This window comes from Thainema salinarum CENA647, from assembly GCF_057732415.1.
On the sequence record NZ_JBYJZJ010000015.1, the window covers coordinates 406666 to 421749 of the forward strand.

The following is a 15084-nucleotide window of genomic DNA, read 5'->3' on the forward strand; positions in this document are numbered from 1 at the left end:
CATCCTTTTATTGACTGACCACTAGTAAGAGAGCAATACTGCGATTTGCAACCTGTTCCAGGAATGTGACTCTCCACTGAACTGAATATAGATCTGGAGTTAATGCAAAGGCTAGTATATTTATTACAAAGCTTGCTAGCGCTGTTATTCCAATTAATAAACAAGCTGTACTGATATCGTAACCTTTAAAACTTTTAGATCTTAATGAAGTAGGCATAAAACTACAGTCCTTCATGTGAAAAATTCATGAACACAGATGCAAATGTATGAAAACTGTGTATTTACTAGGCATTGCACTTGTATAAATACACAAATAGCATAACATTACTATTAGCCTGCAGATAGATCCTATAATAGGTTATAAAGCAGGTTATCAATTTATATCTAAGTAGATATTGATTGGGCTAGGAGCGATCTGCGATCGCTCCTTTTTTGATATCGCTCTTAAAATAAAAACAACTCCTCAGCTCCGTTTGTCATGGTTGCAGCTAACAATTCGGATACTTCTGCGGTGAGCGTCCCACCGGGCGACCTCTATAGCGATGAGCCAACAATGGAAACTGATTTGCATGTGCGCCAAATGCTGCTGCTGATTAGCTGCCTGGATTGGCTCTGGCAGGATCGCGATGATTATTTTGCGTCGGGCAATCTCACGGTCTATTTCAGCCCGAAGCAGATTAAGTCGCAGGATTTTCGTGGCCCGGACTTCTTTATGGTGCTGGGGATGGAGCGGCGCACGCGCAAAAGCTGGGTGGTGTGGGAAGAGGATGGCAAGTATCCCAATGTGATTGTGGAACTGCTTTCGGAGAGTACGGCGCAGGCTGACCGAGGCATTAAGAAAGATATCTACCAAAACACGTTTCGAACACCGGAGTATTTCTGGTTTGATCCGGATTCGCTGGAGTTTGCTGTTTTTTTACTGGTCGGTGGCAGCTATGAATCGATGGAACCAAATGAAAAGGGACATCTCTGGAGTCGGCAGCTAGAGCTATTTTTAGGCATTGAAGAGGGAAAGCTACGCTTTTTTACGCCTGATGGAGAACTAGTACCAACACCAGAGGAAGCAGCAAAAATGGCAGAGCAAAAAGCAAATCGGCTTGCGGAGAAGTTACGAGAGTTAGGAGTTGATCCTGACCACTGCTAAGTTTCTATCTCTTAGCATTTGCTCAAAAATTTCAAATCTTTCATCAACTATGTTCTGTTTCACTACTTCATCGCTGATGATTACTAATTCATTCTTAGCTTTGACTTGATCCGGGATCAATTTATACTGAGTTTGATTCACCAGCAACGGTGAACCAATTAAAGCCAGAAAAAAGATCAGTTGATAATTTCCAATCACTACTGCCATAGAGAAAGTAAGCGCTAAACATTTAGTCTCTGCGGAATCAACTAAGTCAGTGGAAAAATTAGCAGAAATATCAGTCACATCTGCATTTAGAAACCTATATAAAGCATTAATAGATGAAGCCGATTGAATCAGCTCATCAATAGATATCAAAACTTCATCATCTTTAATAAAAGATCTTTGGCATATTGATGAAGCCATTTCTGCTGAATGATAAAGTTCAGACCAATAGCCGATTTCTTCATCGTTGTTAGCTTGAAGGACAATTGACGGTATTTTAATAGGGGGAACTTCTTTATCTCTATCCTGTATTTCTAATATTAAATGAGCATTTTTCTTAAATAGAGTAAAGACTTTAAAGTGATTTTTGAGATCTAACAATGTAACTTGTTTATCAGATTGAAGTTCAACTTGAAACTCGCATGGATAGTTTTCATCCTCATTGCACGGCTCAGCAACAATATTGAAGAATGTAGACTCGATTCTAAGCTTGAAATAAGTATGAGGCAAAAAGTCATTGAAGGGAGAAAGGTACAAGTTAACGTTTAGCGATATACCTGGTGAAAACTCATACTCTTTAAATTTAAGTATTGCTGGGGCAGGTTTAGGTTTAAGGCTGAAAGAAAAATTCTCAAGATTCAGCGAAGTATCATCAGAGAGTATTCCAAATCTCTTGTAATGTGCAACGCTTTTTTCTCCACGAATATCCTTGCGTAATCCTAAAGACAAATCCAATATATCTTTGACAGCTGTTTCCCCAGAGAAAGTAATAGTAATCTGTCTTTTTCCATCTTCAAACCCTAGAGTATTCAGCAACTTATTTTTATGCTCGACATATTTCTCCAAGCCATCAGGCAAATAACTTTCAATAGCTTTCTTTAATTCTTGACCAGTTAACTCAGATAGTAGATATTTCTTTGTGCCTCGAATGCAGATTGTATGCTTATTTAGTTTATCACCTTGACCTTTAACATCCAGCTCCCTAATCTTCTTAAGAGTTTTACCTATTATTTTCTCGCCAACGTGAAGTAAATAGGCTGATCGAGGTTGATCCTTTCCATCAAATTCAATAAGGCAAAAGAAAACAGGCCCATGAAATTTTATTAATCTATTTAAGTTGGATACAGTTATTTTCTCGCTTTTGTTTTTCTGGTCAGTGGCTTTAACTTGAACCTTACACTCTATAGGTGCCAAGAACATATCCCTTGGTAAATCCACGTTCTTTTTCCAAGGAAATTCAATGAAAAAATCCCAACCTGTTCTATCTTGTTCAACTTTATGTATAGTTATACCTACAGCATTACACCAACCTCTAAAAGTTGTTTCTCCCAATTCACCTAGATCACGTTCACACATAGTTCTCGTCTATTGTTGAATAAAGAGCAGTCAATTACACTCTTCAATCGGTGTTGCTAACCCTTCTCGAATTGATTCCCGCATTCCTGGCACAGATAACAAATAAAGCGTCTCCTGCACCGATGCCCAATCTGCTTCAGACAACAACACCGCATTGCTGTTTTGTCCTGCAATCACAATCGGCTGATGCGACTGACTCACCGAATCAATTAGATCCTGCAACCGTTGTTGAGCTTCATTGACTGGAATCATAATTCAAGCAACTGTAGACCGTTCTTATATTATGCTCGATTTAGGTTTGGAAGATGCGATCGCACATCTCCATCATAGAAAATAAACTGCGATCGCACTTTCCTAAGCAACTAGCCCAATTTTTTCAATAACGTGACTAATCGCAAGCGCTCCACCACGTAAACACCCTGGATTTTGCCTGCTGGGGTCAACACCCGTGCATTAGAAAACGCCACAATTGGCGTTACAAAACTCAAGCGCTTTTGTTTCTTAACCTGAAACGCTTGCTTCATTGCCTGTTTAAGAAAATCCTTTTCAAACGGATATGTTTCCTTACCCATTTTTCGATAGAGCTTTTCCTCCTGCAAAATTACATCGCCTTGATGAGATTTCACGTCAATCACATAGGCTTTATTCTGAGGCGAAATACAAACAATATCCGCATCTCCTAAACCGCCGCCCAAACGCATTCCGTACTCAATTTGCCATCCGAACGGCTCAAGTTTACGCATTTCTTCAGCAATCTCTTCTTCTCCTCTAGCCCCTTGGTCAGCTCGATTAGCTTTCTGCCAAAGCAAAACGCCATTTACAACTAAACTGAACGCCGCGATAACGAGAAATACGTAAAAGAAAAACGGCACACTGAATGAAGCTGATGATTGAGACGAATTCGCTGGAGAGATTCGGCTCATGAAATCTTGAAAAGCTTTAATCAAGTAAAGCGGCAAGATGATCACTAATCCTGCATTGATAAAAAAGATAATTGCCTTGACCCGTCGCTTTAAGGCTAATTCACGAATATTTTGTCCAGCCTGCCGACTTGCTTTGCCCATTTTCATTCTAAAACTGATTACACACCGTTTAGAATGCCCCATCAACTAGGCTGGATTGCCATTCTTAAATCAAAGGAAAAAGCATTTAAATTAATTTAGTAAAGGAATAAAAACGCCGTTTTAATTCTTTACTAAATTGCTGGGTTCACCCGGATAAAAATGATCATCTAAAACCTCTACCAAACCGTAGGGACAATCCGCTGGAAACGTCTCATGGGATAAATTTGTTTCGCGAACCGCTAACTGAACCCCACGCAAATAAGCTCTGTGCAGTACTTCCTCCAAGTAAGGTTGAAGACTCGGATTATCCGCCAGCAAATCAGCAATATCCAATCGCTGCATCCGTAGCGTCGCTAACTAGCTCCGGCTGCGCTTTTGCGGCTGATACTCCCACTTGAGCAAATGTCCGAGCAAAATACTTAAACGATTGCGAAGCTCCTGCCGCTGCTGCCGACCCAGCGATTCAATCTCCTCAATCAAATTTGGCAGATCAATCTCGCTCCACCGCTTATGACGGAGCAGAGCAGCTTGTTCCTGCGTCCACGCATAGAAATCAGCATCGTAAAGATTAGAAGATAAAGGCTGCTGAACTGCCTCTGAATTAGTTTCAGGCACTGGCACTTACTCCAATTGTGCTTGCTTTTATTGTAGAGGCACTTTTCGGGAGAAAGCGCGATCGCACTTCTCATTGCACAGACAACTTTGCATCTAAGATATGATTCACCATTTCTTTTTGCGAGACAGGAATAGCAATATTCATAAAACCTGGACTCACGTAAGGGAAAAGTGGTTTATGAAAGATTGTCAGAGTTGTGGGCTTCGACGGTTCCCAGATATATGACTTTACATCACGCCATTTGATAAATATCAGCATGGCGCAAATACCATTTTCTCTTAACTCAAATCCTGTCAATCCTACTGTTATCTGGCATATAGAAATCATTGCGAAAAGCATATCTTCATAAAGTTGCGCTGCCAAATCAAATTTAGGATGCTCATATCCTATCAATAAGAACAACAGCCATGTTGCTGAATCTAGTACAGCAAAAATTCCAAATAATATTCCACTCCACTTCCATATTTGATCTTCTGCGCTTCTTTTAGTTCGGATTAATAAATCTCCAGCTTTCGTTTTTTGAATGAAAGAATAGTTTGTCCAGGATAGGATTGCAATCATTGTCCAAAATATAAAGCCCGTAGATCTACAGATCGATTCCAATAAACAACTGGGAACAATAAGTTTCCAAAAATTCGGTTTTCCTCGATCCGCATGTCTATCAACTTCAGGCCCTATTTCCTTCTTCACCTTAGTCAAATGAATATATGCAATGACTATAAGTCCTAAAAGCATGCAAGTTAGGTTGATATAAGGCAGAAGAAAAAGCCAGGATGAATCCATGATGCTTGGCTAGCAGCTTTTAGCTGCTTGGAGTGACGAGTATCAATTAGATCCACATTGCTACATGAATTTTCCAGAAAATTGAATCACAGAAATTAGATAGAAGTGCGATCGCAGTTTACTTTCTGCAATGGAAACATGCGATTGCGCTTCCCTAATCAACTAACCCAGCTTTTTTAGTAACGTGACTAATCGCAAGCGCTCCTTACTCCCCACCTTTTACTCTTCTCAATACATTCCGCTCCTGGCTCAACAGCGCCACACTTCCTGTCACAATCAACACGCCTATCACCTGAACCCAATTGAGCGTTTCCTGAATTGCGAACCAGGCCAAAACTACCGTCAACGCCGGATTTGTTGCTCCAATCATCGCTGATGACGTTGCACCAATTAGCCGAATGCCATAGTTGTTGAGCAAGTGACCCACTAGAGTTGCGATCGCAGATACCAGTCCGCCAATCCACAGTCCCGTCCAGTCCAGCGCTCCCAAATCACCCTGCCAAAAGAACAGACTGATCGATGACAGCACCAGCGTCGTGGCGAAGCTGATCCAGGTAAATGGCACCGGATGAAAGGATTCAAAGCTTTTTTGAGCATTGACGGTATACAACGCATAGGCAATCCCCGATCCAACGCCCAACATAATTCCCAGCCAGGTTTGTTGACCAACGGTGGCTTCTGGACGCGGCATAGTCAGGACACTACCAACCAGAACAGCAGCAATAATTCCCCAGCGAAACCAGGTGGGCCGACTGCCAAAGAATCGCCAGGAAAAGAGAGCGGTAAAAATGGGATAGGTAAAAAATAGAGTTAGCGCAATGCCAGTGGGAATCAGGCCAATTGAGATATACAGCAGCACCAGGTAGAGAAACATCAACACGCCACCTGCGATCGCATATCTGAGCGTTGGGCGCTGGTCGGCGTGGCGTAGACTAGCAATATCTTTCCAGGTTGTCCCATACAGCCGTGACGAAATTGCCGCCATAATCGGCACCACCAGAATCATGCGCATAAACAGCAGCAGGAATGAATTCTCCAGCGTGGGTGGCACAAATCCGCCTGTTTGCCAAATGCCGAAAATATTGACGTCGTTAAACAGCACCCGCACGGTCACATTTTGCAAACAGAAAAACACCGACGACAGCAGCACAATTAAAAATCCAATCACCGACTGTCCTATCCCTGGTAACAACCCTTCGATTCTATAGCGTTCATCAAAGGTAGCGCTGTGCTGTGTCGTATGAATAGGCTTTTGGGAAAACGCTCTGATCAGCGGATAACGAGACGTAAGTTTGCTGAGTTTCTAGAATGGGAATAATTCACTTAACGCTTATTTGGGATAAATTTCCCGAGCTGAAGCAGCCAGCGTTGAATTTATCCCTATCAACTTCCTAAAGGAGCTACATTCATGATTACAGTCGCTCAGGCTCGACCCAGCGAACGGGCCGTGTTTATTCGCAAAACGTATCTGCACTTGGCGGGTGCAGTCGGTGCATTTATTCTGGTTGAATTTCTACTCTTCCAGCTTGGCATCGCAGAAGCGCTCACCGTGTTAGTTTCAAGTAGCCGATTTGCTTGGTTAGCTATCCTGGGTGGATTTGCGCTATTAGGCTGGTTCTCTAGAAGCCTAGCGGCCAAAGCCGATTCAACCCAGACACAGTATATAGGCTTGGGTGTTTATGTCGTCGGCGAAGCCCTGATTTTTGCGCCCCTTCTCTATATTGCAGCTTTCTTCTCTGATCCAACCGTCATCCCGACAGCAGCAATTTTGACGCTCCTGATGTTTGCCGGATTAACCACTATTGCTTTCACAACGCGCACCGATTTCACCTTTCTGGGCGGTGTTTTAAAAATTGCTGGCTTTGTGGCACTCGGTTTGATTCTCTGTAGCATCATCTTTGGCTTTACGCTGGGACTGCTGTTTTCAGTCGTAATGGTCGCTTTCGCATCAGCAGCGATTTTGTACGACACCTCCAAAATCATGCACCACTATTCAACCGAGCACTACGTTGCGGCATCGCTGGAACTATTTGCATCTGTAGCGCTACTGTTCTGGTACATCTTGCGAATTGTAATGTCGCTGTCGAGGCGCTAAAACCGGATTCTTACAGTTGCTATATTCTTAATTTTGGGGTGGACAATGTCTACCCTTTTTAATTGCGTATTTATACGTTTATGAACCTATTTTGCCCTCCAAATTCTACATGTGGCGAAATTAAGAATCGTCAACATAGCCAGCATTTGTTATTCCCAATTTATGCAACGGGCACGATAAATCAACAAGTTATGAGATTGATTAGATCGCCGCAATGTATCACTCTTTAGAAGAACTAGATACTCCAGAACAGGCTGAAATTGCCCTGCGCAAAAGCGAAGAACGATATCGCTCTTTGATCACCGTAACGTCTCAAATCATTTGGATAGCAACACCTGATGGACTGAGCGTTGAATCACCCAACTGGTGCACCTATACTGGCCAAAGTTTGGACAAGCTGAAGGGCTTTGGCTGGCTAGAAGCAGTTCATCCAGATGATCGCGATCGCACAGGCAAAGTCTGGAATCACGCTCGCGAAACAAGAAACTGGTACAAAACTGAATACCGCATTCAAGCCGCCGATGGCACCTACCGCTATTTTGATGTTAAAGGTGTTCCTATCCTGGCGGAAGACGGCACTATTCAAGAGTGGATTGGCACCTGTACAGATATTGACGATCGCAAAAGAGCTGAGGCCGAACTAAATCAGCGTACCGTTGAGTTAGAGCAAGCACTGCAAGAGCTACAGCGAACTCAAACCCAGATGATTCAAGCGGAAAAAATGTCCGCTTTGGGTCAATTAGTGGCAGGAATTGCTCACGAAATTAATAATCCAGTTAATTTCATCTTTGGCAACTTAAATCATGCCGATGAATATATTCAGGATTTATTTGAACTGCTTCAACTCTATCAACAACATTACCCATCTCCTCATCCAGAAATTCAGCAGAAAATAGACGAAATTGATATTGACTTTTTGCTGGATGATCTACCCAAATTGCAAAAATCGATGAAGATAGGGGCTGATCGGATTCAGAAAATCGTGGCCTCACTACGAACGTTCTCCCGCATGGATGAGGCCGAAATGAAAGAGGTCAACATCCATGACGGCATCGACAGTACATTGATGATTTTGCAGCATCGGCTCAAAGCAAAGCCTGAATTTCCTGGGATTCAAGTGATTAAAAACTATGGAGAGGTGCCTCTAATTGAATGTTACGCTGGCCAGCTAAACCAAGTATTCATGAATCTTCTGAGCAATGCAGTTGATGTCTTAGAAGAAGGATTTTTACGAGGAAAAATTACGAATCCCACCATCACGATTCAAACTCAGCTCACAAACTCTCACGAAGTTACCGTTCAATTTATCGACAACGGAACAGGGGTACCCAGTCATATCCAGCGAAGATTATTTGATCCGTTTTTTACAACAAAACCCGTTGGAAAAGGCACTGGCATGGGACTGTCAATCAGTCATCAAATCGTCACAGACAAGCATAAAGGACGATTAAGCTGTCATTCAGAACCGGAACAACCCGGCACTACGTTTACTGTTATGATTCCGACTCGCCAACAGTCGTAAGCCCTCTCCTGTGGAAGCTATCCCTTCACCAGAAGTCCCTGTAATCAGTTCAGCGACTTTTGGTGAAGGGATAGTTTAAAGGGGGAAATCAACTCAAAGCTTCCCCTTTTTCTAGGCGAAGTCATGCCCAAAGGGCTGTAGATGGATTTAGGGAGATCTCAACGGCGAAACGGAGTTTAGAGACTTGTTCATACACAACAACTCCTGCGGAGAAGGGTTGGGATGAGCGGCAATTCATTCCATATCGCACTCCTAAGGAAGCCGATAGCCTGTTGATTTGATCGTCAGTTCTCCCTGTGCTGGATCATTTTCAAAGATGAACATGCCGTCTGCTTGTTCACTGCTGGATAAAAAATCAACCTGCTGCTCCGCAGATTCAATTGTTTCGTCACCCACCTTAAGTTCGGCCAGGATTTGTACACTGTCTGCTGTATCACCGCCTTTGTTAGATACGGTGTACGGAATATAATATTGGCCTCCCGTTGTAAAAGCTGGCGCAGTTTGAGTGACGGTAATGACTGGCGGTTCATCGTTCTGGGTCAGCCAAATAAAGCAAATTAAACCCACTAGGACAATCACAATCAGAAACGAGATGGTAATTGTGATTTGCTCTGCGGTAATCCGAAAAACCCCTTTTGGTCGTCGAAATTGATAGACTGAGCGTTTCATATAGCAAGTCGGCCTGCGGCTCCTCCGATCGCAGTTGGCAGTCCTAGAATAACGGAATCTTTGAGCCACAACGTCCAAGGATCACTAGGACCTAGACTTTTAAAGAACAGCAGCATCAGCATGGCAGTGACGAGCGAGACCAAGTAAGAGACAACCGTTTCACTGAGCGGGCTTTGAAACAAGCCTCTCTGCTGCTGTCGTTTCGTTTGCGCTGTGAAGCCAGCCACAAATACGATGGCGTACGAAATGGCTAACGATGCCACTACCAGCGCTAACAACCACGGAGGTGTAATGGCTACCTCTAGTAGGGGAATTTCGTCTGTTGGCGCAATGCTAAAGCCGATAATCACTCCTCCAACTAGGGTTGCGCCGATATCGGATAGCGTTGAGTTCAGAGCAATGGGGAAACCATCATCTGAATCGGATTCCTCTGTATCATCAGGCTCGTCAGGCTCATCAGCATCGTCTGTGCCCTCTTCCAAGATTGAGCGAGCTAAGGCAACTCCGATCGCAAATGGAATGGCCTCAATCACAATTTTGCCGAGACTTTCTTGTAAGGATGTTTCTAAGGTGATTTCTCGCAGTAAGAATAGGATCAACCCAGTACAAAGGGTACCAATTGCGATCGCTTCTAAACTATCGGTAGCCGCATAGAAGGAATTATCTGGGCGCACCTGGCGAAACCCGTCGGTGCGATTCAGCAGAAACGCAATAACAAATGCAATTCCTAAGCTCAGTAGCATTCGGGGTGGTTCCACCGAGGAGCCAATCCACCAGGCTTCCATGGTATATAGCAGCGGAATACCAAATAAAAAACCACCCGACATACCTCGGATCAGGTCTTTCAGCTCAAACTGCCACTCCTGTCGTCGAGGAAAGATGATGCGCTTTGCCATGATTCAAACCGTAGATCATTTGAAGCGTACATCTACAACGACAGGTGTGAAAATGCTGCTTTGGGCAGATCTTTAATAGACTTTATTGGAAATAAAGTTTTTGGGGTCGGAAACTGTTTTGTAGCGTGGCTCCGCCGCGCTACAAAACAATTTCCGATAAAGTCTAATAAATCATGACCATTGCTTCGTAGAGATGGGCATCGGTTTCGTATCGATAATCATATTGATAGTCAGCCGGATAGCTACTGTAGCGAGGCGATGAGCTAGCCAAAGATGCACTAGTTTGCAGCGACTTATTCTCCTGTGCGTGGTGTTTTAGCTGTGGGGAATCAAACTTCCAGACTGTAATGCCAACTTTCCACCATGAACCAGATGTCCAGGATTGGGCAGAGTTGGGGATAATGTGGGGGCAACCAGTAGTGTATTCCATGAGGGGGCTTTCTCTTTGTGAACAATAGTGAAACTGATATATTCGATTTCAATTATTAACGACAAAAGTCCGAAAACCACATCTCAATTTCTAAATTGTCACACCTGTCTCGCATCACGCACTGTATTCAACGAAATGAGTTGGGTTCTCCTGTTCATCATGTGTGACTGCGCCAAATAATACAGAAGATCAAGGATTTCAGACATTCGTTTGTCTTTACCCACAACCAGTCAAAAAAAGCCGTGGTGGTTTGAGTGGAGGCAAGATTTACGAAACGCTATATCCAGTAATTACAACCCCTAGCCGTCTAAGCAGCTCAATTTGTTCTGGACTGAGACACTCAGGATCAGTCAGACGAAAACCTTGATAGGGACTGTTTAGCCAAACATCAACATCAGGCTGTGAGTGGATTGAGGTAGCTTGCAAATCAATACGTTCCCAAAGCTGGAAGCGATCGCCCAGTTGAAGACTGGCAATTCCGCAATGGGGCGTAAAGAAAAGCTGTTCCTCATTGCGGAGAAACGGCAGCGTTATCCGCCTGGGATTAGGCTGCTGAATATGCGTGGACAAATCAAGCGGAACAATCTGTGCGTATCGCCCGGTGTTGGCTGATTGGCTGTCTGAATTAACCTGCCAACCGACTAGCCAACAAGACTGATCGCTGATGCAGGTCACATGACTAATATAAAAATCCGCATCTTGAAAGAGCACCGTCGCCGTTTGGTAATTATCGTCCCAGCGGCGCACAGTGTGGTCACGTCCAGCGCTAATCAGTTGGCCACTGGGCATAAAACCTAGATGTTCAATGGTACCGTCGTGAGCTTGAACGCTCGTCAGCAACTGATTTGTATCAAGATCCCAGACGCACACAAGCCCCTGTCGATCACCACTCATTAAGTACTGACCATCGGGTGAAAAGATCAGGTGCGTGATGCCGACTGGGTGGCGAAACGTGTGCTGCGTGGTGCCGCGAGCCGAATGCCAGAGGCGGATTGTTCCGCTGGTGCTACCGCTGGCTAACTGGGGCTGGGCTGGATGAAACGCCAGTGCATTAATTTCGTGACGGTGTCCTTCAAGCAACTGGGGGAGCTGATCCGTAGCCAGATTCCACAGCCAGAGGTGGCCGTCAAGATCGCTGCTGGCCAGGTGTTGACTATCGGGACTCAGCGCGATCGCACGCATGCGGGTATGCGAGACTTGAAACACATGACGACAGCGCACAGCATCGAGATCCCACACGCGCACGCTGCCATCTCGATTACCAACGGCCAAAAATTGGGCTGTTGGGTCAAAAGTATGGGCCTGTACTGGGCAGGAGTAGCCCATCCAGTGCTGGATGATTGACGCAGTTGATCCTGTCTCAGTCGGCATCTGCCATAGCTGAATGGAACGAGCCGACGGCATAGCTGCCAGCCGCTGACCATCGCCACTCACGGCTAGGGGCGTACTAAGTTCAATCGGGAGCTGGATAACTTCCTCTAGTTCGGAATTAATGGTCTTCAGAATCAGCTGGTCATCCTTGATATAGGCCAAATAAATAGATTGACTGGCTGTTTGGGTTCTCCAGAGGTGGACGCTCGTTATCGTTGCCTCTTCCTCAACGGTGGCCCAAAAAAGCCAAGCAGGCTGCAACCTCCAGAGCCATAGCGATGTGCGATCGCTAATGGCGGCATAGAGATAATTGTCTTCAAAGATTAAGCTGCGAATGCGGCCAATATTGGAAGCACTGAAGGGATGAGTAGTATTCGTTGCCCGATCCCACACCAACCCGGTATAGCTATCACTCACGGCCAATCGCTGGCTGTCATCAGACCAAGTCAAGTGGCGAATAGCCGTTTGGCGTTCTGCTTGACGGTCTACTTGGCGGTCTACTTGACGGTCTACTTGGCAGTCTGACTGCTGTTCCGATAAGAAAGGGATCTCCGACAAGGAAGATAGTTCAGATAAGAAAGACAGTTCTTGGAGCGTACTGTTTGTCTGGAAGGGAGCAGGCCAGAGCATAATTCGTCCACTGCGATCGCCAATGGCCAAAATCTCACCATCGGCAGCAAACGCGAGAGTGGTAATCGCTGCGTCGTGAATCTTGCGGACAATGACGGTCGAGTTGGATTGGCTCTGCCAGTGCCACAGACAAACGGAGCCAACGACTGTGCCACAGGCCAGAATCGGCTGTTGGGGGTGAAACGCTAGGCAGCAGACTTCGGCATCATGGAAGATCTGGATCGGCGTAGCGGTCTCCACCTGCCAAACGGTAATCTGCCCGTTTGATTCACCCACCGCCAAATGCTGACCCGTCGCATCTAGCGCTAGGGTAACGCGATCGGCTAGGGGAACAGTAAATCCGCAGTTCCGCAGTCGCGTGTGGTTGCCGATGCAGTTCCAGAGGCTGACTTGACGAAAATCGGCATTGCGAATGTCTAAGTCAGAAAAATCAAGTGAATTAAAGCTGACACCAGCAGCTTGACAGAGATTGATTAAATTCCCGGCAGTGTGCGATCGCACATCTAGCTGACGCGTACACACCTGATCCAGCAATGCTTTCAGCCGCTGTTTCAGCTGGTTGAGTGAGCCATATCGATCTTTTAATCGTTGCAAAATAGGTTTTACTAGCTGATCTTGCTGCTGCTGAATTACGACTGCGGGGTCTTGCACAGAACGAATCGGTAGGTGATGGAGCAAATGAAACTGCTCGGCGTACAGTTCTTCTACCATTTCATGCAGCAGGTGCTGAAGAATGAAGTCTCGCCAGATAGCGGTTGGAGCGTAGCGCGGAACATCATTAGCTTGATTAGCTTCATTCGTATCGCTCGTCTCACTGGCCTTGTTGACCGTCCCATTGACTGACTGGATAAAAGCGCGATCGCACAGTTTTGCGACCGCATGAATCAGATTGGGCTGCAGATTAGAGCGAGACAGGTGTGACTGGAGATACTCGATGGATAAAGGCTTAGCGGCTATCACCAACCAGTGCATCACGTCTTGCTCGATGGAATTGAGGTGATTGTAGTCAGCCTTCAAACAGTGATGAACCCCCTGCAGCAGACGCGATGAAAGCGAATCCCAGAAATATTGCCACCTTCCGGCTACGGTTGGATGATGAACCTGCCGAGCCACAGCCGTTAGATAGTGTGGATGGTGAGCATAGTAGGTCTGAATGTCATCCAGCAGTGGCGCAGGCGGTAAGGCCCCGTGCTGGGCCATTAACTGCTGGCTGATCTCAGGCGCTAATGCCGACAGGAAAAGGTGTTGCGCCTGCTGCCAAAATGATAGGTTGAGCAGTTCCGTATTGGTGCGGCTAATTACAAGTACACAACCTGCCGCCAATTGACTAACCCGCTGGAGAAACTGCTGATACAGCACCGTTTCCTGCTGGGCTATGTAGCCATCCTGTGCGATCGCATCAAAGTCGTCCAGAATCAGCAAACAGCGCTGCTGCTGCATCAACTGGAGTACAATTTGCAGCATCTCCTCTGAAGACGACGTGACTGAATGGTTTTCGGGTTCTAACAGATAAAGCCAGCGACTCAGAACGTCATGGAATGAAATCTGCGATCGCAATGAGCGACAGAGAATGACCGAAAACTGATTGGCCAAGCGACGCACCACTGCTTCACATAAACAGGACTTACCAATGCCCGTAATCCCGGTAACACCAACAATACGAGCTTGATTTGCAGATAGATACTCGGTTAACTGCTGCTGTTCATCATCTCGGCCCAACAGATCCGCAGCTCCCATCCAGTTGCCAAAGTCATGTTTGACAGGCTGCTCGGAGGATGGCTCTGATGGAGACTGACGATCGCGCAGCATGCTGCTGCTGATCGTTGCTTTTAGGCTCGGCTTGCGGATTTTAGTATCAAAGGCACGGCTCAGATCCTCCCACAGATCGGCAGCGACATTGTGAACGTAGGACTGGCTGTAGCCTTCAGTTTCAGCAATTTCCCGGTAGGTACGCCTAGGAGCGCGCCAAGCACTAACCAGCAGCGCCCGTTCAATATTGGAAAGCCTTTCGCCTGCTACTCGAACGACGTTGAGCTTTTCTTCGATGAAATTGAGCACTTCATCGTCTGAAAATTCCATAGACGCAAACACTGATGCACACCTTGTTCATTAGTTTAAGGCCGCTCAGGTGACTTTACATGACTATTTGCAATGTTTTCAGGATTACAGGTGCATCTGTTCTCACGGAGAAAAAGCTGCACCTATCCGCTCAAATCCTGCCAAATCAAGACTTTTTAGCAAGTCATGCCTGGGTCACAGCGTCATTTTTCTAACGGCAAGCCAGCCCAGTATTGTCAGTTAAAT

General features: G+C 45.5%; 12 protein-coding genes and 1 pseudogene. 3 read left to right on the top strand and 10 right to left on the bottom strand.

What is annotated here, in order from left to right:
• Positions 1 to 478 precede the first annotated feature (478 nt).
• Positions 479 to 1144, top strand: a complete 666-nt coding sequence (locus tag AC286M_RS03665; RefSeq protein ID WP_488203094.1) for a Uma2 family endonuclease — start codon at positions 479 to 481, stop codon at positions 1142 to 1144.
• Here the strand turns inward: AC286M_RS03665 and AC286M_RS03670 are convergent.
• The 6 genes and pseudogenes from AC286M_RS03670 to AC286M_RS03695 all read right to left on the bottom strand — a co-directional run bounded on the left by AC286M_RS03670 (position 1118) and on the right by AC286M_RS03695 (position 6335).
• Entirely contained in the window at positions 1118 to 2704 is a 1587-nt protein-coding gene (locus AC286M_RS03670) for a hypothetical protein (RefSeq protein ID WP_488203095.1), read from the bottom strand. The genes AC286M_RS03665 and AC286M_RS03670 overlap by 27 nt on opposite strands.
• A gap of 30 nt (positions 2705 to 2734) precedes the next feature.
• Positions 2735 to 2956 (bottom strand): type II toxin-antitoxin system Phd/YefM family antitoxin, encoded by a 222-nt coding sequence (locus AC286M_RS03675; RefSeq protein ID WP_488203096.1) that lies wholly within the window; start codon positions 2954 to 2956, stop codon positions 2735 to 2737.
• Between the two features lie 110 nt (positions 2957 to 3066).
• Positions 3067 to 3774, bottom strand: a complete 708-nt coding sequence (locus AC286M_RS03680; protein WP_488203097.1) for a nuclease-related domain-containing protein — start codon at positions 3772 to 3774, stop codon at positions 3067 to 3069.
• 114 nt (positions 3775 to 3888) lie between these two features.
• Positions 3889 to 4389, bottom strand: a pseudogene (locus AC286M_RS03685) (DUF29 domain-containing protein).
• 64 nt (positions 4390 to 4453) lie between these two features.
• Positions 4454 to 5167 carry a DUF5673 domain-containing protein gene (locus AC286M_RS03690; RefSeq protein ID WP_488203098.1) on the bottom strand — a complete coding sequence of 238 codons (714 nt, stop codon included), beginning with the start codon at positions 5165 to 5167 and terminating at the stop codon, positions 4454 to 4456.
• A 205-nt stretch (positions 5168 to 5372) separates the two neighbouring features.
• Positions 5373 to 6335 (bottom strand): DMT family transporter, encoded by a 963-nt coding sequence (locus AC286M_RS03695; protein WP_488203099.1) that lies wholly within the window; start codon positions 6333 to 6335, stop codon positions 5373 to 5375.
• Between the two features lie 240 nt (positions 6336 to 6575).
• On the opposite strand from AC286M_RS03695, the gene AC286M_RS03700 reads away from it, so the two are divergent.
• Together AC286M_RS03700 and AC286M_RS03705 are read left to right on the top strand one after the other, a co-directional pair.
• On the top strand, positions 6576 to 7262 hold the full coding sequence (locus AC286M_RS03700; RefSeq protein WP_488203100.1) for a Bax inhibitor-1/YccA family protein: 687 nt from the start codon (positions 6576 to 6578) through the stop codon (positions 7260 to 7262).
• Positions 7263 to 7476: 214 nt separating this feature from the next.
• On the top strand, positions 7477 to 8784 hold the full coding sequence (locus AC286M_RS03705) for a PAS domain-containing sensor histidine kinase (protein ID WP_488203101.1): 1308 nt from the start codon (positions 7477 to 7479) through the stop codon (positions 8782 to 8784).
• Positions 8785 to 9036: 252 nt separating this feature from the next.
• Here the strand turns inward: AC286M_RS03705 and AC286M_RS03710 are convergent, their stop codons facing one another.
• The 4 genes from AC286M_RS03710 to AC286M_RS03725 all read right to left on the bottom strand — a co-directional run bounded on the left by AC286M_RS03710 (position 9037) and on the right by AC286M_RS03725 (position 14859).
• Positions 9037 to 9453: a TIGR02588 family protein gene (locus tag AC286M_RS03710; protein ID WP_488203102.1), complete on the bottom strand. Its 417-nt coding sequence runs from the start codon at positions 9451 to 9453 to the stop codon at positions 9037 to 9039.
• Complete coding sequence (locus AC286M_RS03715; protein WP_488203103.1) at positions 9450 to 10349, bottom strand: TIGR02587 family membrane protein; 900 nt, start codon at positions 10347 to 10349, stop codon at positions 9450 to 9452. The genes AC286M_RS03710 and AC286M_RS03715 overlap by 4 nt, the downstream gene beginning before the upstream one ends.
• Before the next feature lie 163 nt (positions 10350 to 10512).
• A complete protein-coding gene (locus AC286M_RS03720; RefSeq protein WP_488203104.1) occupies positions 10513 to 10779 on the bottom strand; it encodes a hypothetical protein in 267 nt (88 codons plus the stop codon).
• Positions 10780 to 11046: 267 nt separating this feature from the next.
• On the bottom strand, positions 11047 to 14859 hold the full coding sequence (locus tag AC286M_RS03725) for a helix-turn-helix domain-containing protein (protein ID WP_488203105.1): 3813 nt from the start codon (positions 14857 to 14859) through the stop codon (positions 11047 to 11049).
• Positions 14860 to 15084: the final 225 nt, after the last annotated feature.

Coding starts and splice junctions, on each gene's coding strand:
- AC286M_RS03665 (WP_488203094.1), top strand. CDS start 479: ATGGTTGCAGCTAACAATTCGGATACTTCTGCGGTGAGCGTCCCACCG.
- AC286M_RS03670 (WP_488203095.1), bottom strand. CDS start 2,704: ATGTGTGAACGTGATCTAGGTGAATTGGGAGAAACAACTTTTAGAGGT.
- AC286M_RS03675 (WP_488203096.1), bottom strand. CDS start 2,956: ATGATTCCAGTCAATGAAGCTCAACAACGGTTGCAGGATCTAATTGAT.
- AC286M_RS03680 (WP_488203097.1), bottom strand. CDS start 3,774: ATGAAAATGGGCAAAGCAAGTCGGCAGGCTGGACAAAATATTCGTGAA.
- AC286M_RS03690 (WP_488203098.1), bottom strand. CDS start 5,167: ATGGATTCATCCTGGCTTTTTCTTCTGCCTTATATCAACCTAACTTGC.
- AC286M_RS03700 (WP_488203100.1), top strand. CDS start 6,576: ATGATTACAGTCGCTCAGGCTCGACCCAGCGAACGGGCCGTGTTTATT.
- AC286M_RS03705 (WP_488203101.1), top strand. CDS start 7,477: ATGTATCACTCTTTAGAAGAACTAGATACTCCAGAACAGGCTGAAATT.
- AC286M_RS03710 (WP_488203102.1), bottom strand. CDS start 9,453: ATGAAACGCTCAGTCTATCAATTTCGACGACCAAAAGGGGTTTTTCGG.
- AC286M_RS03715 (WP_488203103.1), bottom strand. CDS start 10,349: ATGGCAAAGCGCATCATCTTTCCTCGACGACAGGAGTGGCAGTTTGAG.
- AC286M_RS03720 (WP_488203104.1), bottom strand. CDS start 10,779: ATGGAATACACTACTGGTTGCCCCCACATTATCCCCAACTCTGCCCAA.
- AC286M_RS03725 (WP_488203105.1), bottom strand. CDS start 14,859: ATGGAATTTTCAGACGATGAAGTGCTCAATTTCATCGAAGAAAAGCTC.